Raw genomic sequence first — 20608 nt, 5'->3', positions numbered from 1 at the left:
GGAGGTTGGTAAATGTGTGATAGAGAAGAGAAAGGATAGAAAAGGCGCCTTGCGGCGCCCGTTTTAGTTGGCGTCGCGAGCGGCGTCCGAAAGGTTTTCGCCGGCCGACTCGATGTCTTCACCGAAGCCTTCCGTGGTATTGCACCCCGTAACGACATACAGGGCGGAGATGAGACCGAGGAAGAAGAGGAGGTTCTTGAGTTTCATACCATTTTCCTTTTGCCAGAGGCGTGCCAAAGCGCACCGAAACCGTCTCAATTCGCTTATTTTCAACGATTTAACATCGACCTACGTTACGGCGATATTGCTTTTCGCAGGCAAAATGCAGGTACCCCCACCCGCTGGCTGCATTTTGCAAACAAAAGAGCCACCCCCGGATCCGGAAGGTGGCTGGATGGTGAGAAAAAATCGTGCGGCTTAGGCGTTTTCGTCGACCGCATTCTCGGCCTGCTGGAACGACTGCTTCATCTTGTTCCAGGCATCGGCCACGCCGTCCTTGAATTCTTCCCAGTTGGCCTCGGTCACATCGCCAGCGCCTTCGAGGCGGCGGTCGAGGTTGGCGCGGGCGTCTTCCAGGTTGCGCATGGCCTCGTCGAATTCAGCACGGGCCTCGCCGGAGAGGTCGCCGCCACGCTCACGCAGCTCGGCCAGCTCGCCCTCGAGGTTGTCGCCGGCTTCCTGCAGCTCTTGCGTAAAGTCTTCGCTCTGGTCGGCCGTGTAGCTCTGGACGTTGTTCCAGGTGTTTTCGAGGCTGTCGCCCCATTCTTCGGCGGTGTTCTGGGCCTGGTTGCCCCACTCGCGCGCCGTGCGTTCGGCGTTGTTGGCAAATTGCTCGGACTCGCGCTCCATGTCTTGAGCCAGCTCTTCGGAGCGCTCTTGCGTGTCGTATTCGGCCGCTTGTTCGCGATCGTTGCAGCCAGCGAGACCCAGGCCGGCGAGGGCCAGCGTCGAGAGAAGATAGTAACGGTTTTTCATCGGATTAACGAGGTTTAGTGAAGAGCCGCCTGCGGTTCCAGGACCCGGCGGGGCTCGGTGGGGTTGGCCACCGCGCGCTTTTCGCCCTCCCTTTTTGCTTCAACCATGCCAGCCGAGGGCAGAAAAACGCTTTAGCCTCTCGATATGAATGGCTTGTGTCATCCACACCGCCCTGCCCGACCCGCTACATCGTGCAGGTTGCAGGGCCACTTTCACCCGGCGGATGGCAGGCTTGCACGAAACCGGCACGTCCCTTGCGTGGGGGCAGCTGTGTCTCAAGCTCCCAAATCTCAAACCCGCGTGCGCGAAGAGCGCCTGTTTGCCGCGCCCAGCGCCGCCTCCGTCTACCAAGCCGTATATACGGAGGGCGAGCACGAGCTGCATCGGCCCATCGCGCAGCTCTTCTGGTCGGCCCTCGGGGCCGGGCTGGCGATGGGCTTTTCGTTTGTGACGGAGGCCGCGCTCTCCGCCCACCTCCCGCCCGATGCCTCGTGGCCGCAGCTGATCACCAAGTTTGGCTACTGCATCGGCTTTCTGCTCGTGATCCTCGGCCGCCAGCAGCTCTTTACCGAGAACACCGTGACGCCTGTGCTGCCGCTCTTTCGCCACTGCGGGCTGGCCGAGTTGCGCAACGTGGCGCGCCTGTGGTCGACCGTGCTCGGGGCCAACCTGCTGGGCGCCTTCATCTTTGCCGCCGTCGTCTACTACGCCGACCCGATGCCACCCCATGTGCTGGAGCACGCGCACGAGATCGCGACCAAGGTGGCCGAAAAGTCGGCCTCGCATAACTTCATGGGCGGGATCTTTGCCGGCTGGCTGATCGCCTCGCTGGTGTGGCTGCTGCCCTTTGCCGGCACCTCGCGCGTGGCCATGATCATCATCATCACCTACGTGATCGGGCTGGGCTCGTTTTCGCACGTGGTGGCGGGCTTTGTGGAGACGAGCTACGCCTTCCTCTCGGGCGAGATCGCGTTTGGCCAAGTGTGGCTGCGCTTCTTCCTGCCCACCCTCATCGGCAACGTGCTGGGCGGCACGGCCCTCGTCGCCGCGATCAACCACGGCCAGGCCGCCGTACCCCCCGAACAGGCCTGAGAGCGGGGCTTTATTCCCTAGCCACCAGGGTTTGCGATTAAAGCGGTAAGCCAGCGGGGGAGGATTTGTCTCTCAAAAATCGCGAATTATGAGAAACAAGCCCCGTTGTCTCTCATTGATGAAATACAAAATAGTTTGTTGATCAAAAATGCGGAATTTTGAGAGACAAGCTACTTTGTTCCTCATAAATAAAGAACAAAATCATTTGTGCTTTAAAAACAGGGCTTGGGTAAAAAACAAGCCGCGCCACCCATGAACCTCGACCTAGGCCACGCCGTACATTACCACGACGGGCAATTCCCCCCGTCGAAGCTGGACTTCAGCCGCCTTCTGCCAGAGCTGCTGCAGGCCACCGACGCGCTCGCACGCTACGACGAAGCGCTCAAGACGATGCACAACAGCGAGATCTTCCTCGCCCCGCTGCGCAACCAGGAAGCCGTCGTCTCGTCCCGGATGGAAGGCACCATCAGCACGATGGACGAAATTCTCCAACTGGATGCCGAATACGCGGCAGACGACGAGCAGCCCACCCTCGAGCAACGCTCCGATGCCGTGGAGACGATCCTGTATGCGCGCTCTTTGCACACCGCCCAGCTCCAGATCCAGGAAGGGCGCCCATTGACCTCCTCCCTGCTCAAGAGCATCCACCAGCAACTCCTCTCTTTTGGCCGTGGAGCCACCAAATCCCCCGGAGCCCTCAAGACGGAGCAAAACTACATCGGCGACGAGGCCTCTGGCACGATCCACTTCGTGCCCATTGCCCCGGAAAAGCTGGAAACCGGGATGGAAGCGCTGTTCAAGCTCATTGGAGACAAGTCGATCCCTGTCCTGATCAGGACGGCTCTGGCCCACGTCGAGTTCGAAGCCCTCCACCCGTTCAAGGACGGCAACGGCAGAGTCGGACGCGTCCTCATCACCCTCATGCTCTGGGCGGAAGGCGCCATCTCCGCCCCGCACTTCTATATCAGCCGCTACTTCGAAGATCACAAAAAAGAGTATGTGCTGAAGATGCGAGCAGTCTCGGCCGACAACAAGTGGGAAGACTGGTGCTCGTTCTTCCTCGATGCCGTCGCCCAGCAGGCCCAGTACAACCTCGAGATCACCAGCAACATCCGCGGGCTCTACGAGCAGATGAAAGAGCGCTTCGCGACCCTGCTCTCTTCGAAATATTCGCTGCACGCCCTCGATTACGTGTTTACCTACCCCGTCTTCCGCAACAGTCACTTTACGAAAGACTCAGGTATCCCCAGCCAGACGGCCAACCGCTTTACCTCCCTCCTGCTCGACGAAGGGCTGCTGCAAATCGTCCGACCGGCCTCAGGCAGACGCTCCTCCCTCCTGCGGTTCGAGCCCCTGATGAAACTCGTCCGCATTTAGCGACACGCCCGGGGAAGCGATCGACCCGCTTCCCACGGGTGCCTACAGCGGCTCAAATTAAAAAAAGCCCGTCGCCCTTTAAAACTCCAGCGAGGCGGTGACGCCGAGGAGCCAAGTGTCGTCGATGTCGCGCTTGATCAGCGTGCGCTCGTCCTCATCGCGCACCTCCATGTCGCGGCTGAACCAGTAGCCCGCGTAGGGGCGCACCGCAAAGCCGCTGGGCAAAGCCACCTTGTAAGCCACGCCGGCCAGGAAGCCCTCATCGTCGAGGTAGCTTTCCCGCCCATTGGGTGCCTCGCCCACCGAGTAGGTGTCGCTCTGCCACTTCGCAAAGAGCTCCAACGACTGCTGGCCGTCGCCCGTGACATCATAGCTCACATACACGCCATCGTAGGTGCGCAGCGCCCAGCGCCCGTCGATCTGCCAACGGATCGCCACCAGCGGCAACACCCGGTTGCTCTCCCCCAGACGCGTCATATACGCCGCGCCAAAGCTGACCGTGAGCGTGGGGCTAAACGAGTAATCCGCCAGCGCCGCCACCATGTAGCGCCCGCCCTCGCCCCAGTCGCCCTCTTCGCCCTGGCCAAAGCTGGCCGCGCCAAAGCCCGTGAGGCCCCAACGCCCCTGCAGCTGGGTGGCGTAGCGCAGCGACAGGCCCATTTGCTCGAAGTCGCCCTCGTAGTCCCAGTCTGAAACATCGTAGTGGCGCAAGCTGTAGCCCAGCTCGCCTGCGTAAAGGCCGCCCTGGCGGTAATCGCCCGCGTCGACCCCAAACGAGACCCCAGCCTGGCGCGTCTGCACCTCGCCCCCGCCATCCATATCCGGCTCGCCGGTGGTAAACCCGTCCACCTGGACGCGGTAGGTAGCAGCGGAGAGAGCCGCCGCGCAGCTGATAGAAGCCAGGCACAAGGCCAGTCGAGACGTGAGCGCAATCATGGTGCCTACATGTGACGCATCCGCACGTGGCTGGCAATGGCAACGTGCCCTTTGGCCCAGACGCCCCGCCCAGCGGTCGCCCCACGCGCTAATTGGCCCCCGGTGGCAACTCGGCCCTTTTATGAAATGTGGCCCGCCCCCCGGCGCTTTCCACCAAGGATTAGGTTTGCAGGGCCCCAACGAGAAAACAATCCTGCCTTCGATCTCTTCTCGTTGCCATGGCCTCGATCACTGAATCCTCCATCTACGACAAGTCCTCCTACATACCCGCGATTGATGGGCTGAGGGCGTTTGCCGTTATCGCCGTCGTCATTTTCCACCTCAAGGCCAGCTTCCTGCCCGGAGGCTTCACCGGGGTAGACATCTTCTTTGTCATCTCGGGCTTTGTGGTGACAGCCTCGCTGGTGCGCCACCGCAACGACGGGCTCTGGAAATTTATCACCGGCTTCTACGCCCGCCGCATCCTTCGCATTTTCCCGGCGCTGGTCTTGTGCCTGCTACTCACCACGGCTGCCGTGATTCTGTTCGTCCCCGAGTCGTGGCACACCCAGACGACCGGCAAGACGGGCGTGCTGGCCTTCTTCGGCCTTGGGAATCTCGCCCTGTTCTGGCATAGCCACGGTTACTTCGCCCTCAGTACGGAGTTCAACGCCTTCACGCACACCTGGTCGCTCGGCATCGAAGAGCAGTTCTACTTCATCTTTCCGCCCATCGTCTACTTCTGGCTCAAGACCAGAAACGCAAACCAGAAGCTAAAGCAGATCGGCAGCTACACTCTGCTCGGCCTGTTCCTGCTCTCGATCGCATTGTCGACCTTCCGCTCTGCAACCTACCCCAAAGCCGCCTTCTACCTCCTGGAGAACCGCTTCTGGGAGCTTGCAGCCGGGGCCCTGCTCTACCAGCTCTGGACCGGCAGCAACCTCTTCATCTTCCAGCCTCAGTGGCGCAACCGCGTCGTCTGGACCGGCGCCGCTCTTCTCCTCGCCGGCGTCGCGATCGGGAACCACGGGCACCACCCCTCCCCCATGGGCCTGCTCCCCGTCGCGGGGACCTTCCTTCTCATCGCAGGCATCATCTGCCACAGCGAAGAAAAGAACCTCATCACCCGCGCCCTGGCCTCGCGGAGCATGATCTGGGTAGGCAAACGCTCCTACTCCATCTACCTTTGGCACTGGCCCGTATTCGTGCTGCTCCGCTGGACGGCAGGGCTGGAAAGCGCCCCCACGATGCTCATCGCCCTCGTCCTGAGCGTTGCCCTTGGAGACCTCTCCTACCGCTTCGTGGAAACGCCTGTCCGCAAACACCGCTTCGGCCGCCTGCTCCCGGAGTGGGGAATCGTCGTCACCGGCATCGCTGCCATCAGCGCCTGCGCATTCGTGGCCCACAAAGGATTCAAGGATAAAAGCCACTACACCCTGAGCCGCACGCGGGACAAGGAGGCCTGGTACCCTGCCGAGTGGAAAGACCCGAATGCCATCAGCTCCGGAAGACTGGAAGGCAGGCAGCTATTCGTTTTTGGCGACTCGCACGGCGTCACCTTCAGAACGGCGGTGCAAGCCCTGGCCGACCAGCACGGCATCAAAGTCGTGATGATCGTGGAAGGCGGCCGCCCCGTCGCAAAATTGATGTATCCGGTGGGAAAAAACGGCGAACTGTCGCCTTGGTTCCAGCAAGGCTACGAACAAATCAAAGCTAACGCACGCCCGGGGGACATCGTTTACCTCCCCTCCCTGCGCGTCCGCCGCTTCACGGGCGACCTCACCACACACGAAACCGAACTGGACCCCGCTCAGATCGTGAAAAACCACGAACTCGGGTATGCCGAAGCCGTCAAAGAGCTGGAGCTCCTGGCGGCCCTGCCCGTCCACCTGATCATCGACGCCCCCAAGCCCGTTTACCGCTCCCCCGCCTTTCGCTGCGTCGACTGGTTTAACAAAATGAACCCCATCGCGGAAGGAGGGCTCACCATGGAACGCGAGGAGCTGCTTCAGCACCGCCAGCTCGTCATGGAAAAAATGGAAATGCTCCAGGCAGAGTTCCCGGAGCTGGTCGTCTGGGATCCCTTTTTCACATTGTGCCCCGATGAGACCTGCCATGCCATGGACGGCGAGCTGCCGTTGTTTTTCGACGGCGACCACCTCAGCGCCCACGGCAACCGTGTCCTGTACCCCGAGTTCGAAAAGCTCATCCTCAGAATGGCCGAAGGCGATGAGCCCAGCCTAAAACTCCCTGCCGGCTCCCCCCACGCAAGCCTCTCCACCCCAGACGCCCCGCCCAGCGGTCGCCCAACGCGCTAATTGGCCCCCGGCGGCAACTCGGCCCTTTACGCCGGCGCGAAGTGCTGCGATATTCCCCCCAAAAAATGGCCACCGACACCCACGACTCGCAGACCGACGACGCCGATGTGGCGCTGATGCTGCGGGTGCGCGATGGCGACGACGGCGCGCTGCAAGAGCTGATCGAACGCTGGAAGACCCCCCTGATCAACTTCTTCTACCGCTCGCTCCACAGCGTCGAGCAAGCCGAAGACCTCGCCCAGCTCACCTTCATCCGCCTCTACCGCGCAGCGGCCAAATACGAGCCCCGGGCCAAGTTCTCCACCTACCTCTTTTACATCGCCCGCCGGCTGCTCATCAACGAGTTCCGCCGCCGCCAGCGCAAACCCCTCGAAGCCGTCGACCCGGCCGAGCTGCACGCGGTGGAGCGCGGCGACGAAGAGCGCAACATCGCCGAAATCGAAGAAGCCTTCGACCTCGCCCTCGAACGCCTGCCCGAAAAGCAGCGCACCGCCATCCTCCTGCTCAAACAGCAGGAGCTGAGCTATGCCGAGATCGCCCAAGTCATGGACGCGACCGAGAGCGCCGTGAAGACCTGGATCTTCCGAGCCCGACAAACGCTGAAACAAGAGCTGAAGGACTTGGTTTAACCAGATTGAACGACTAAAGCCGAACATCGCCCAATGCCAGACTCCGACCACATCGACGCCCGCCTCGACACCCTCTTCCAGAGGTCGGCGCCGCCTGCCTCGGCCGATTTTGCCGCCCAGGTAAAGGCACGCCTCCAGGCGGAGCCCGCCGAAGAAGACTGGCTGGACGAAGAGCTGGAGGCACACCTCGCCGCCTGGCCCATCGAGCCCACGGCCGACTTTACGCCCCGCACCCTCGCCCGCATCGAGGCCGAACGCACGCCCAAGATCATCCGCTTCCCCCAATGGCTGCCCCTGGCCGGGGCCGCCGCCGCCGCGCTCGCCCTCGCCTTCGGCGCCCTCCAGTTTGCGGCAGGCCCCGTGGCACAGCCCGCCCAGGCCCCCACCCTCGCCGCCGCCAAGGAAAGCCCCGCGCCGGCCGACGCCTCCCTGCTCGCCGCGCGCCGCACCCTGCCCGCCGGCACCCGCGCCGCCGTGCCCGACTGGGATGAAGAGACCGCCGCCGTGCTCGCCCTCACCGACTACCTCTCGACCAACGCAAGCTCGCCGCAAATGACCCAACTCGACCTCGAAGCCCTGGCACTGCTCGCTGCCGAATAAGTCATCATGCTCTGGAGCCGACTCATCCCCCTTTCCTGCCTCCTCGGGCTGCCCCTGCTCGCCCACGCCGCCCCGTCGCTCGACATCGGCAGCCCGCCCGACGAAGTGCCCGAGCTGCCCGCCGAGCTCAAAGGCAAGACCCCGCCGCCCCCGCCGACGGACCTGCCCGACGCCGACAAGCTGCGCGCCCAGCTCCGCACCCTCGAGTTCCTCCTCAACATGCAGCCCGAGGACCTCCAGCGCCTGCGCCAGTCGCTCGAAATGATCGAACGCCTCAGCCCCGAGCAACGCCAGGCCATGCGCATCAAGCTGGCCGAAATGCGCTCCCCCGCCCCCATGCCGCCCCAGGTCGCCATCGTGGTGCAAGAGCTGCAGCCCAACCGCCAGCGCCGCTTTACCCAATGGTGGGTCTCCCTCGCCACCGAACAACGTGAAACGCTCGAAGCCCGCATCATCGAAATGCCCGCCGAAGAACGCCACGCGTGGATCGAGGAACACCTCCAGCTCTTCGAGCAGCACCTCAAGTCCAAGATCGAAGCCATGCGCCTCCAGGCCGCCCGCGAAGCCGCGGAAGCAGCCGAAGCCAGCACGCCCGGCGACGCGGCCGAGGCAGGCGAATAACCCCGCCACCAGGCGGCAAAAAGCCTACCCGCCCAGAGGACTTACCCCAGCCCAAACACTGAGGCCTATCCATCGCGTACCCCCACTTTCGGCTTGCCCAAGTGTGAAAATTGTGCAACAAACTTTACAGTTTTTAGAAGAGAGAGTCACAGCAACAAGTTTTCTGGCAAGCGATAGGCCTAAGTTAAGACAGCGACAGAGATATGGGCAGGATTTTGAGAGAGTCCTGCCCAAAAGGGCCGCCTCCGGGCGGCCCTCAGCATTTTAAACCCCCGCCGCGCCCGCCCGCCAAATCGTAAGAAATCCATCCTTCCTGTTGACGCTGCGACATTCCCGAAACCATACTACGGGCGATGGTAACGCGCCTTCTATCCCACACGCGCGCTCTCTGGCTGTGTTCCTCCCTGGCCCTCGTGTGCCAGCTGGGAGCGCAAGCCGGGGCAAGCGACCCCCACGCCGGCCACGATCATGCAGGCCATGATCACGCCGGGCACGACCACGCCGCCGCTGCCGCCCCCGCAGTCGACGTCTCCGACGAAGAGGCACTGAATACGATGGGCCGCCTCATGGCCCAGCAGCTGCGCCTCAACATCGGCTTTACGGACTCCGAGCTCCAACAGATTTTCGACGGCATGCGCGCCACCGCCAATGACGAGCCCATGCCCGAAGACTTCCAGCCCCAGCTCCAGAAAGCTCAGCAAATCTACATGAGCAAGATGGAAGCCTTCCAGGCCAAGGAAGAAGCCAAGGCCGCCGAGCAAGCCAAGGCCAACAAGGAAGCCGGCGCCGCCTACCTCACCAAGCTCGATGCCGAGAACAACGTGCAGAAGGCCGAATCCGGCCTGCGCTACGAAATCATCGAGCTCGGCGAAGGCAAGCAGCCCACCGGTAGCGACCGCGTCACGGTCAACTACACCGGCACCCTGATCGACGGCACCGAGTTCGACTCCGGCGAAGGCGTCCAGTTCCCCCTCAACGGCGTCGTGCCCGGCTTCTCCGAAGGCATCCAGCTGATCAAGGAAGGGGGCAAGGCCCGCCTCTACATCCCGTCGGACCTCGCTTACGGCGACGCCCCGGCCCGCCCCGGCAGCCCCATCGAGCCCGGCAGCACCCTCATCTTCGACGTCGAGCTCGTCTCCGTCGCCGAAGCCCCTGCCGCCCGCGCCCGCCCGGCCACGGGAGGCCGCCCCACCGGCACCCCGCCCTCGCCGCCCCCCAACTACACGCCGCCCCCTCCCCCCAGCGAGCCGCCGCCCCCGCCGCCCTCCGGCTCCAGCACCCACCCGGCCAGCCGCTAGATTCTTTCCACGCCCGGACGCATTGCGCCCGGGCTTTTTTGTCTCCCCCGGCCACGAAATGCCACCCTACTGTTTATTATCGCTTCATGGTACATGAATGGCTACTAATGGCAAAGTCGCCTCGCCTGTGCTATTTTTGACCAGAAGCGCCCGATGTCGTCACTCACCATGCCCACCCACCAGCCCATCTGCCCACTGGATGGTCAAAAACGCCCCTCCTACGCCTACGACGTGGAGGAAATCTGCCTGCAACGCCTCGAGCAGGCCCGGGAAGCCTTCACCCGGTGGCGCCGCGTGCCCCCCAAAGAACGCGTGGCCTGCGTCGAACGCCTCCAGCGGCTCCTCGCCGAGCGCGAAGAAGAATGGTCCCAGCTCATGACCTACGAAATGGGCAAGCTACCCGAAGAAGGGCTCCCCGAAATCCGCAAATGTGCGCTGCTCTGCCAATGGTATGCCAGCCACGCCGTCGAACTGCTGCGCGATCAACCCCAGGCAGCCGACCAAGGCGAACGCTTCCTCAGCTACCAGCCCCTCGGCCCCATCCTCGCCATCATGCCCTGGAACTTCCCCTTCTGGCAGACCTTCCGCGCCGCCGTGCCCACCCTGCTGGCGGGTAACACCGTGATCCTCAAGCACGCGCCAAACGTGCCAGGCTGCTCCGACGCCCTGACCGAAGCCTTCAACGCCTGCTTCCCCCAGCACGTCTTCCAGGAGATCAAGGCCACCAACGAGACCGTCAGCACCCTGCTGGCCGACCCCCGCCTCAAAGGCGTCTGCCTCACCGGCAGCGACGGCGCGGGCCGCCAGATCGGCGAACAAGCCGGCCGCCACCTCAAACCCGTCGTGCTCGAGCTGGGCGGCAGCGACCCCTACCTCATCATGCCCGATGCCGACCTCGACCTCGCGCTCGAATACTGCATCCGCGGGCGCATGCGCAACAACGGCCAAAGCTGCATCGCCGCCAAACGCATGATCGTCCATGCCGACCTCCACGACGCCTTTGTCGCCGCCCTCGCGAAGCACGCGGCCACCTACCGCTGGGGCGACCCACGCCAGGAAGGCATCAACCAAGGCCCTATGGCCCGCCACGACCTGCGCGACAGCCTGCATCACCAGGTCATGCGCACCGTCGAAGCCGGTGCGACGCTCGTCTGCGGCGGTGAAGTGCCCGACCACCCCGGCGCCTTCTACCCCGTCACCATCCTCACCGGCGTCCAGCCCGGCATGGCCGCGTTCGACGAAGAGCTCTTCGGCCCCGTCTTCGCCATCGTCCGCGCCGAGAGCGAGCAAGAGATGATCGACCTCGCCAACCACACCCGCTACGGCCTCGGCGCCGCCATCTTTTCCCGCAACATCGCCCGCGCCCGCCAAATCGCCCGCGACGAGCTCAACGCCGGCTGCTGCTCCGTCAACGCATCCGTCTCCAGCGACCCACGGGTCCCCTTCGGCGGCATCAACGACTCCGGCCTCGGCCGAGAACTCGGCGCCGCCGGCCTCTACAGCTTCTGCAACTGGAAAACCATCCTCGTGCACGGACGATAAGGAAAAGCATATTCAGCCGCAGATAGACCCAGATTTGGGCGGATAAAAAGGCAGCAGGAAGGTTGGTGCCTCACGCCAAGCCGCCAAGAGAAGAGACATATTCAGAGCCTCCCGTCGAAACGGCAGAGGATAATCTTCTTTTTTAAACAACCTCCTTTGCGCCTTCGCGGCTTTGCGTGAGCCTCATCCGCGCAAATCCGCGTTTCATCTGCGGCTAAAAAAACTCCCCCACCCACCCAGAACCACCGCCAAAAAACGCTTTCCCCGCCACAGAACTTGGCAAACGCCGCGCCTGCCTGTATGCTGGCCCCGTTCACCCCCAAATAGAAGCAGAAGACTTTATGGCGAAACGAATTGGAGTGGTCCTCTCCGGCTGCGGCGTGTTCGACGGCGCGGAGATACATGAATCGGTGCTCACGCTGCTCGCGATCCACCGCGCAGGCGCACAACCCGTCTGCTACGCGCCCAACACCGACCAGATGCACGTGATCAACCACCTCACGGGCGAAGAAATGCAGGAAAAGCGCAACGTGCTCGTCGAATCGGCCCGCATCGCACGCGGCAAGATCGGCGACCTCGCCGGGGCCAAAGTCGACGACTTCGACGCCATCATCTTCCCCGGCGGCTTCGGCGCGGCCAAAAACCTCTGCACCTTCGCCGTCGATGGGCCCAACGCCAAAGTGCACCCCCAAGTCGCCCGCATCGTCAAGCAGACCCACGCCGCCGGCAAACCGCTCGGCTTTCTCTGCATCTCCCCCGCCGTCGCCGCCCTCGTGCTCGGCGAACAACACGTGGAGCTGACGATCGGCAACGACGCCGACACCGCCGCCGGCCTCGAAAAGCTCGGCGCAAAGCACATCGACTGCCCCGTCGACCAGATCCACGTCGACGCCGCCCGCAAAATCGTCACCAGCCCCGCCTACATGCTCGGCCAAAACGTGGCCGACGTCGCCACCGGCATCGAGCGCCTCGTGCAACAGGTAGTCGACTGGGCTTGAGATTTTTGCCGAAGCCCGGTGTTTTAACCCCCGAACATGACGCGCCACCTCCGAACCCTACGCTGGACGGCCCTCGGCCTCGCCGGCGTGGCCCTGCAGGCCCAGTTGACGCCCGACGCGCCGCTGAAAAACTTCCGCCTCCCCATGTTTGGCGAAAGCTCCTACAAAACCTGGGAGATCCGCGGCGACGAAGGCCGCTACCTCAGCGAAACCCAAGGCGAGATCAAAGGCCTGGAAATGCTCATCTACTCCGGCCGGGCCGACCTGCAAGTGCTCGGGCGCATCCAGACCCCCCTCGCCATCGTCGACCTCAAAGACCGCAGCGCCCAAGGCGACTCCCCCCTCCACATGGAAGGCCCCGGCTTTACCGTCGACGGTGAAGACTGGACCTGGGACGGCGCCGAACGCCTCCTCCAGATCAAGGAAAAGGCTCGCGTCGAAATCGCCGATAACCTGATCTTGCTCGAATGATGTGGCCCCGCCTCATTTGCCTCAGTGCCCTGCTCGCCCACGGCAGCCTCCACGCGCAACAACCCGCGCCCCAGACCGCCCCCGCGCAGAAAACCGTCATCACCAGCCAGGAGATGGAATGGCAGGGCACCCCCCTGCAAAACTTCTTCTACTTCCATGGCGACGTGAAGGTGGAAGGCAACAACATGCTCCTCACCTGCGACCGCCTCAGCGTCACCACCGGGGCCGAGCGTGAAACCCAAGGCACCGTCGGCCAGATCGGCGCCGTGCAGGAAATCATCGCCGAAGGCAAAGTCCACATCACCCAGGCCGGGCGCGACGCCTACGCCGGGCGCGCCGAGATGGACACGGTCGAAGGCGTCGTCACCCTCCGCGACCAACCCCGCGTCGTGCAAGGCGAGACGGAAATCATCGCCGACCCCGGCTACATGCTCGTGCTCTACAAGAACGAGATGAAAATCCGCCTCGTGCCCGACCCAGACCTCCCCACGCCCCCCGCCAGCCGCTCGCGCCTCAAACTCGGCGGCATCCCCGACATGGGGCTCCAGCAAGACCCGGCCAAAGTCACCACCGGCAAACAACTCGCCCCCGCCGCGCCCCTGCCCCCCAAAGGCCAGCAGCCCGAAGCCCAGCCCACCCCGCAGCCGTAGAGGAAGCCCACATGACCCCCACCCCCGCTGCCAGCAAAGCGCGCATCGAAGCCAAAGGCCTGCGCAAAGTCTACGGCCGCCGCGCCGTGGTGCAAGACGTCAACCTCTCCGTCGAAGCCGGCGAAATCGTCGGCCTGCTCGGCCCCAACGGCGCCGGCAAGACCACCTCCTTTTACATGATCGTCGGCCTCATCGCCGCGACCCAAGGCCAAGTCTACCTCAATAACGACGAAATCACCAAGCTGCCCATGTACCAACGGGCACGCCTCGGCATCGGCTACCTCCCGCAAGAAGAATCCGTCTTCCGCAAGCTCAGCGTCGAAGAAAACCTCCTCGCCATCGCCGAAACCCTCCGCCTGCGCCCCAATGGCCGCAAAAAGTGGGTCGACCGCCTCCTCGACGAGCTCGGCCTCGAAAACCGCCGCAAACAAAAAGCCTACACCCTCAGCGGAGGCGAACGCCGCCGCCTCGAAATCGCGCGCGCCCTCGTCACCTCCCCCCAATTCCTCCTGCTCGACGAACCCTTCAGCGGCGTCGACCCCATCAGCGTGGCCGAGGTCAAAAACATCGTCACCAGCCTCAAACGCCGCGGCATCGGCATCCTCATTACCGACCACAACGTGCGCGAAACCCTCAGCATCGTCGACCGCGCATACCTCCTGCACGAAGGCAAAGTCCTCGTCGAAGGCAACAGCCAATACCTCCTGCAAAGCGAAGACGCCAAACGCGTTTACCTCGGCGAAGATTTTAATCTTTAGTCCCGCCCCCCAGGCCGTATGCTGCTGCCATGCCCCCGCGCCCGCAGCCGAAGATCCCCGAAAGCATCACCGTCCAGAAATTCTACGAAGGGCTCAAAGACGCCCTCAAGCTCACCGTGGTGCAAGGCCACGCCGGGCTCGACCGCCTCATCCGCGACAAATCGCTCAACCGCCCCGCGCTCGCGCTCACCGGCTACTTCAAGACCTTCGGGCACAAACGCGTCCAGCTCTTCGGCGCCGGCGAAATGATGTACCTGCGCGACCTGCCCGACGAGCGCCAGCACGAAGTGCTGCTCGAAATGGCCGACCGCCAGATTCCCTGCCTCCTCATCACGCGCAACTACCAGCCCACCCTCGCCATGGAAAAGATGGCCGAGGTACGCGGCATCCCCCTCCTGCGCTCCCCCCTCAACAGCCGCGACGTCGCCAACGCCGCCACCGTCTGGCTCGAACACGAATTCGCCCCCCGCATCGCCGAGCACGGCACGCTGATGGACATCAAAGGCATCGGCACCCTCATCCGCGGCAAAAGCGGCGTCGGCAAAAGCGAATGTGCCCTCGCCCTGATCGAACGCGGCTACAGCCTCGTGGCCGACGACATGGTCTACATCCGCCTGATCAACGAAAACGAACTCCAGGGCCGCTCCAGCGAATTAAATCGCGGCTACATGGAATGCCGCGGCCTCGGCATCGTAAATATAGCCGAAATGTTCGGAATCCGCGCGGTACGCTTAAGCAAGAACATAAATCTCGTCGTCACCTTCGAAGAATGGAAACCCGGCATGGACGAAGACCGCACCGGCCTCGAACAACACATCTTCGACATCCTCGGCCAACCCGTCCCGCACGTTATTCTACCCGTGCGCCCCGGGCGCGATCTGGCCCGGCTGGTGGAAGTGGCGGCCATGATCCAAGCCCTCAAGCAGATTGGTCACGACCCCGCCAAAATGTTCAACGAACAGCTCATCTCCTACATGGCCAAACAAACACCCGGCGCATAATCACGCCCCCCAGTACAGGCCAAAAACGCGTGTACGCCCAAAACAGGAAAGCAACATTTTTGTGACGCGAGTTATTGGTGGGGGTGTGTGAACAACTTGTGCAAAAGATAGGATTGAAACCTCTGCCCGAGTGGGAATAACTTTTCCCCTCGATCCTGCCAGCTCGCTCCGCCAACCTCGTGCCTGAACAACACCCGGCGGCCCTGGCAACTGGATCTTGGGGGTTAGAGCGACTTAAGTCGCTGAATATCACTACTTTTACTAGCACAATGGGCTTATCGAACGAACTTTTTCCTCAGGGACTTCTTGTCTCCAAAACAGACGTGGAGCATGCTTTGCCGCACGCCGGCAAACCGCATGTGGCCCGCTGCCGCTCGGTGGCTCATTGTGAATAAAACACGCCTTATCCACCGCCTGTCATGTCACTAACGCCTGTAACAAATGACATTTGGAACGTTCTGCGTTCCGATCTCGAGGCCACGCTGCCCCGCGACGTCTTTGTGACGTGGATTGAGCCGCTGCGCGCCGAAGTCGTCGGAGACGATACCCTGCTGATCATCGCTCCTAACGACTTTGCCGCCATCTGGCTGGAGGACAACTACCAAGACCTCCTCCGAGAAAAGATGGCCAGCCTCGCCGGCGGCGAAATGGAAATCGAAATCACCAGCCGCCAAGGCGGTGAAGCCTCCGGAGACGCCACCAGCGAAGCCGGCCACGCCATCGAATTCCCCCGCAGCCCCGACCGCGCCGGCAAGCCGCGCGACGTCAAAAAACGCCGCACCGCCTACCTCAACCCGCGCAACACGTTCGACAACTTCATCGTCGGGCCCTCCAACCAGCTCGCCCACGCCGCCGCCCTCGCCGTCGCCGCCCAACCCGGCAACGCCTACAACCCCCTCTTCCTCTACGGAGACACCGGGCTCGGCAAGACGCACCTCATGCACGCCGTCGCCCACGCCATCCAGGCCAACGACCCCGACGCGCACGTCGTCTACGTCTCCTGCGAAAAGTTTACGAACAAGTTCCTCAAAGCCATCCGCGAAAACACGCTCGACGAATTCCGCAAGTTCTACCGCAAGGTCGACGTGCTCCTCATCGACGACGTGCAATTCCTCGAAGGCAAAGAACGCACCCAGGAAGAATTCTTCCACACCTTCAACGAACTCTTCGAAAGCCAGCGCCAGATCTGCCTCTCCAGCGATCGCCCCGCCAGCGAAATCTCCCGCCTCGAAAGCCGCCTCGTCTCCCGCTTCCAGTGGGGCATGATCACCGACATCCAGGCGCCCGACCTTGAGACCCGAGCCGCCATCCTGCGCAAAAAAGCCCAGGCCCTCGGCTACACCAACCTCACCGAAGAAGTCTTCAACTTCCTCGCCATGCGCGTCACCCGCAACGTGCGCCGCCTCGAAGGCGCGCTGTTGAAAGTGGCCGCCTACGCCAAGCTGACCAAGCACCCGCTCGACCTCCCCATGGCCGAGCACCTGATCAAGGACATCCTCCAGGAAGAGCAAAGCCAGCAAGTCACGATCGAAAAGATCCAACGCAAAGTCGCCGACTACTACGACCTGCGCATGGGCGACATGTCGAGCCGCCGCCGCCCCAGCAACATCGCCTTCCCCCGCCAGATCGCCATGTACCTCAGCCGCATCCTCACGAGCCACCCGCTCAAGGAAATCGGCGACGCCTTCGGCGGGCGCGACCACGGCACCGTCATCCACGCCTGCCGCCAAGTCGAAAACATCATGGAGCAAGAGCCCGAAGTGAAACGCGCGGTCGAATACCTCACCCGCCAGATCCACGGCTAAGCCAACCCCCCGGCCGCTGCCCCCACGGCAGCGCCACCCCGGGCGCCCACCGCCGGCCCCAAGCTTTAAGCTTGAACCGCTCGCCAAAGCCCCGTTTTTTACTCACTTTGCGTGCCGCCCTCAACACTGGTGGCACGCCCACCCTGCCCGGGTGGCGGAATTGGCAGACGCTGCAGACTTAGGATCTGTTGCCAGCAATGGCGTGGGGGTTCAAGTCCCCCCTCGGGCACCACTGTTTAAGCGGTTTTAGCTTGGATTTGCCAATTTGAATTGGCAAATTGGCAAATCGTGGCCAAGCAGCGATTCCAGATTAGCCGTTACTCCAATCCCAGTGGAGAAGAGGTCTGGCGGCTTTCCGGAACGCTCAACGGGAAGCGTATCCGCAAGAACTTCCAGAGTCGAGCGGAGGCGGTGGCCGAGCGGCAAAAGCTGGATGTCGAGCACCTCAACGGGCAATCCGATGGGCAGACGGTCTGGACCACGCTGACCCAGGAACAGAACCGGGATGCGATTGCCGCCGTCAACCGGCTGAAGAATGCGCGCTCGGACAAGTCGCTGGATTTTGCGGTAGATTTCTTCCTGCGCCACTACCGCGAGCCAAGCGAAGCGGTGACCGTTGAGACCGCGGTCAGAGAATACCTGAAACTCAAACAGCGGGAGCTGGAACGCGGCACGTTATCGGCGCCTCACCGCAAATCCCTGTCGATGGCGATGCGCCGTTTTGAAGCGCGCTTCGCGGGCCGCGAGGTATCCGATATTCTCCCGCAGGAGTTGGTGCAGTATCTGGAGGATCGGGGCGGCAGCCTCAAAAGCTGGAACAATCGCCGGGGATACCTGAGCACCTTCTTCAAATTCTGCCTCAAGCAAAAGTATGTCAGCGCCAACCCGGTGCTGGAGGTGGAGCAGTTCAAGATCCGCAAGGCGCGGGCCACGGCCGAGACGCTGCCTGCTGCCCGTGCGGCCGAACTGATGCGGTGGCTGGAAGCGTATCGTGGCCAGCAGAACAAGCGCGGCACCTGGTGGGGCGAAAAGGGCTGCATGGTGCCGTATTTCGCGCTCACGCTGTTCGCCGGTATCCGCCCGGACTGGCAGCATGGGGAGATTGGCAAACTGCGGCCACAGGACATCCGGCTCGATACGGGCGTCATTTTCGTAGAGCCGGAGGTCTCGAAGGTGAACGAAAAGCGCGTGATCAAGATTCAGCCGAACTTGCGGGTCTGGCTGGAGCGCTACCCCCTGTCCCGCTACCCCATTATGCCCACCCGCCGCTTCGTGGACATGTGGCTCGATATTCGCAAGCATTGGGAGCTGGGCCATGATGTGCTGCGCCATACCTACATTTCCATGACCGTGGGTGCCTTCCGTTCCGTGGGCGATGCCGCCCTTCAGTCGGGCAACTCAGAGGCCGTCGTGCGCAAGCACTATCTCGACCTCTATTCGGTCGAAGAAGCCGATGCGTTCTGGAGCACTCTGCCGAAAGGAACCGCCGCACCGCGTTGGCGCAAGGAAGACGGACGTTACTTGAGCGAGTAGAAATTGTTTTGGTGCGCACAAAAAACTCCGGTCATCCTGCGTATCGGTAAGTGTCATGAATGCACCTGCCGCCACCAAGACCGACTCCGCCAAGCTCGTAGACGCCCAAGGCCTGCTTGAAGCCTTGTTTGAACCAGGCTGCCGCCCTTCCGTTCGCTGGCTGCGCCAGATGCAGGCCCAGCGCACGATCCCCTACATCAAGATTGGCCATCTGGTACGCTTTGACGTCGAGCAGGTCCGGGACGCGTTGAGAGCTACGTGCACGGTTATGTCTAGGCGGTGAGCCTCGTTCAATGCAGAGTCCATTCGATCAATTTCATGGACCAATTCTACAAGTGATCGGTAGATCTAGTAATTTGTTGGTTCGAAAAGTTTGCAACCCAGTTCAAAATTGCTAGAGCATCTGACTGCGGCAATCGGTTACGCGAAAAATCAGATACCTTCCAACTTGATGCAAAACCCCACTCCTACTATTGATCCTATTATACTCGCGGCACTACAGGGAGTGAGAACAATTGGAGAGCTTCAGGAGGTTTGGCTTGCTTTTGCTAGTGATCTACAGGGATACACCTATCTATTTGCCTGTGATGAGAAATCGGGGCGTATGCACTGGCCTGCTCGTCAAGATTTTGAGGGCAAAGCATATCTAAGGTCTCCTTTTGGTCGAAATTCACTTTTCTTTGTTAGTAATGAAATTCTTTATCGGCTAGCCAACTATCAAGAAGTCTACATCCCGGTAAACTACAGTATAGGATTCGATTCAAACGTCGCTTCTTATCTTAGACAATTGATTTTTGGAAAAAACCAAGGGGACGTCACCCTGAAGTTTAGGAAGGTTTTGGCAGATTTTTGCCTACGCCGATTCAATTGGGATACTTTACCATATCTACTAGAAAATGCGCATATGTTGAAGGAGGGAAAAAACCTCTCCGAGATATGGGAGACTATTTTAGCCGAATTCCTTTTTTCAGAATTGAACCAGGAGATTTTTGCCAAAAGTCAACGGATTGAATTTCTAGACTCAGATCAAGCTACGGCAATTGCGCGCGCGCAAGACCAGCTTCAACACTTCGATCGCGCTCTGAAGGCAGGCTTGCACGATCAAGTGGAATCGCAAGTAAATATCTTTGAATTAATTGTGCTTAAAATAGCTTTACTTAAGAGGAGAAGCCCCTCCACGAGTCAAGCTGCACGAAACACTGCAGATTTAGTTGAATGGATGGATAGTGTTCTTGGTGCGATTGTGGGTGTCCCACTGTGGGCAGGCGTGCAATATTTTCTGAAAAGCGGGGCATTTAAGCCATTGAGCAAGCTCGGATCTAGTGGTGAAAGGGCATACTGCTGTTCTCGAAATCTTGCGTGGGACATCTATCACGTGTACTCTCGTCAACAGCAATGCATGACTGGATCGAATGGCGAAATAATAGTCCCTTATATGCTTACGTACGATAAAGGATTGGCAGACCTTTTTGATGGGTTCCCATATGTGGGCTGCCTAGTTCACGTTGAATATGATTTTCCGCTTTTTATCAATGACCCGAATATTTTAAATGCTATTAATGCATATTTTCCTGAAAACAAACGGATAACGAATATGACTGATCAATATTTTAACCCAGAAGCAATGCAGCGCAGAAGGTCACGCAATCATGTCTTCTCCCCAAGCGATTGTGCCAGGCTTCTGATAGAATACAAAAGCACTATGGCGAGCTAACAACCGACGGACTTTGGAGCTAAATAAGCATCTATGATTCCAGATATATTGACTACCGTTGCGCTTGCGGGAAAGATACGGGTATGCTCTCCCGCCCCTAACTCGACGTTCTCTTTGCTCCGCGCAAGTGTCGCGGGGGTGGGGAGAGAAAGCGTCTGACGAGTTGGCTGAGCCCTAGCACCCTGCTGAAAAAGCGCTTTGACCAGACGTTGAGGCAGTAACAAGTAACGTGCGATGCAGCTGCCGCAGCATCGCCGGCCCGATTTTCGGGCAATTTGTTGTGATTTGGGTAGCGCGGGGCGAGGGCGGCG

At 61.2% G+C, this 20608-nt stretch carries 20 protein-coding genes and 1 tRNA gene; 18 read left to right on the top strand and 3 right to left on the bottom strand.

Translation table 11 applies throughout. The features are described from left to right. Positions 1-63 precede the first annotated feature (63 nt). Positions 64-207 carry an entericidin A/B family lipoprotein gene (locus tag Q7P63_04705; GenBank protein ID MDP0499382.1) on the bottom strand — a complete coding sequence of 48 codons (144 nt, stop codon included), beginning with the start codon at positions 205-207 and terminating at the stop codon, positions 64-66. Between the two features lie 210 nt (positions 208-417). Next, positions 418-975, bottom strand: coding sequence for a hypothetical protein (locus tag Q7P63_04700; GenBank protein ID MDP0499381.1), 558 nt, complete (start codon positions 973-975; stop codon positions 418-420). A gap of 270 nt (positions 976-1245) precedes the next feature. On the opposite strand from Q7P63_04700, the gene Q7P63_04695 reads away from it, so the two are divergent. Then, positions 1246-2067: a formate/nitrite transporter family protein gene (locus Q7P63_04695; protein ID MDP0499380.1), complete on the top strand. Its 822-nt coding sequence runs from the start codon at positions 1246-1248 to the stop codon at positions 2065-2067. A gap of 252 nt (positions 2068-2319) precedes the next feature. Continuing rightward, the gene (locus Q7P63_04690; GenBank protein ID MDP0499379.1) at positions 2320-3444 is read left to right on the top strand and encodes a Fic family protein; all 1125 of its coding nucleotides are present in this window, start codon (positions 2320-2322) and stop codon (positions 3442-3444) included. A gap of 78 nt (positions 3445-3522) precedes the next feature. Here the strand turns inward: Q7P63_04690 and Q7P63_04685 are convergent, their stop codons facing one another. Beyond that, positions 3523-4380, bottom strand: a complete 858-nt coding sequence (locus tag Q7P63_04685; GenBank protein ID MDP0499378.1) for a DUF6268 family outer membrane beta-barrel protein — start codon at positions 4378-4380, stop codon at positions 3523-3525. Between the two features lie 218 nt (positions 4381-4598). Between Q7P63_04685 and Q7P63_04680 the strand changes: the two genes are divergently transcribed. From Q7P63_04680 to Q7P63_04605, 16 genes are all read left to right on the top strand, one after another. Further along, a complete protein-coding gene (locus Q7P63_04680) occupies positions 4599-6677 on the top strand; it encodes an acyltransferase family protein (GenBank protein ID MDP0499377.1) in 2079 nt (692 codons plus the stop codon). 65 nt (positions 6678-6742) lie between these two features. Further along, a complete protein-coding gene (locus Q7P63_04675) occupies positions 6743-7306 on the top strand; it encodes an RNA polymerase sigma factor (GenBank protein ID MDP0499376.1) in 564 nt (187 codons plus the stop codon). 33 nt (positions 7307-7339) lie between these two features. Further along, positions 7340-7906, top strand: coding sequence for a hypothetical protein (locus Q7P63_04670; protein ID MDP0499375.1), 567 nt, complete (start codon positions 7340-7342; stop codon positions 7904-7906). 6 nt (positions 7907-7912) lie between these two features. Further along, positions 7913-8527 carry a hypothetical protein gene (locus Q7P63_04665; GenBank protein MDP0499374.1) on the top strand — a complete coding sequence of 205 codons (615 nt, stop codon included), beginning with the start codon at positions 7913-7915 and terminating at the stop codon, positions 8525-8527. A 413-nt stretch (positions 8528-8940) separates the two neighbouring features. Beyond that, complete coding sequence (locus Q7P63_04660) at positions 8941-9825, top strand: FKBP-type peptidyl-prolyl cis-trans isomerase (GenBank protein ID MDP0499373.1); 885 nt, start codon at positions 8941-8943, stop codon at positions 9823-9825. Between the two features lie 153 nt (positions 9826-9978). After that, on the top strand, positions 9979-11367 hold the full coding sequence (locus Q7P63_04655; protein MDP0499372.1) for an NAD-dependent succinate-semialdehyde dehydrogenase: 1389 nt from the start codon (positions 9979-9981) through the stop codon (positions 11365-11367). 341 nt (positions 11368-11708) lie between these two features. Then, the gene (gene elbB, locus Q7P63_04650; protein MDP0499371.1) at positions 11709-12365 is read left to right on the top strand and encodes an isoprenoid biosynthesis glyoxalase ElbB; all 657 of its coding nucleotides are present in this window, start codon (positions 11709-11711) and stop codon (positions 12363-12365) included. Between the two features lie 36 nt (positions 12366-12401). Beyond that, positions 12402-12836, top strand: coding sequence for a hypothetical protein (locus Q7P63_04645; GenBank protein ID MDP0499370.1), 435 nt, complete (start codon positions 12402-12404; stop codon positions 12834-12836). After that, the gene (locus Q7P63_04640; GenBank protein MDP0499369.1) at positions 12833-13486 is read left to right on the top strand and encodes an LptA/OstA family protein; all 654 of its coding nucleotides are present in this window, start codon (positions 12833-12835) and stop codon (positions 13484-13486) included. Before Q7P63_04645 ends, Q7P63_04640 begins: the two co-directional genes overlap by 4 nt. Before the next feature lie 11 nt (positions 13487-13497). Then, positions 13498-14244 (top strand): LPS export ABC transporter ATP-binding protein, encoded by a 747-nt coding sequence (gene lptB, locus Q7P63_04635; protein ID MDP0499368.1) that lies wholly within the window; start codon positions 13498-13500, stop codon positions 14242-14244. A 29-nt stretch (positions 14245-14273) separates the two neighbouring features. After that, positions 14274-15245, top strand: a complete 972-nt coding sequence (gene hprK / locus Q7P63_04630; GenBank protein ID MDP0499367.1) for an HPr(Ser) kinase/phosphatase — start codon at positions 14274-14276, stop codon at positions 15243-15245. A gap of 419 nt (positions 15246-15664) precedes the next feature. Next, positions 15665-17050, top strand: coding sequence for a chromosomal replication initiator protein DnaA (gene dnaA, locus Q7P63_04625; GenBank protein MDP0499366.1), 1386 nt, complete (start codon positions 15665-15667; stop codon positions 17048-17050). A gap of 145 nt (positions 17051-17195) precedes the next feature. After that, a tRNA-Leu gene (locus tag Q7P63_04620) sits at positions 17196-17282 on the top strand. 56 nt (positions 17283-17338) lie between these two features. Further along, positions 17339-18583: a site-specific integrase gene (locus Q7P63_04615; GenBank protein ID MDP0499365.1), complete on the top strand. Its 1245-nt coding sequence runs from the start codon at positions 17339-17341 to the stop codon at positions 18581-18583. A gap of 55 nt (positions 18584-18638) precedes the next feature. Continuing rightward, complete coding sequence (locus Q7P63_04610; protein ID MDP0499364.1) at positions 18639-18866, top strand: hypothetical protein; 228 nt, start codon at positions 18639-18641, stop codon at positions 18864-18866. A gap of 168 nt (positions 18867-19034) precedes the next feature. Next, complete coding sequence (locus Q7P63_04605; GenBank protein ID MDP0499363.1) at positions 19035-20297, top strand: hypothetical protein; 1263 nt, start codon at positions 19035-19037, stop codon at positions 20295-20297. Positions 20298-20608: the final 311 nt, after the last annotated feature.

The organism is Verrucomicrobiota bacterium JB022 (assembly GCA_030673845.1).
Taxonomy (GTDB): Bacteria; Verrucomicrobiota; Verrucomicrobiia; order Opitutales; family Oceanipulchritudinaceae; genus WOUP01.
Note: the sequence above shows the minus strand (reverse complement) of the source record. Positions and strands in the feature narration are given on the sequence as shown.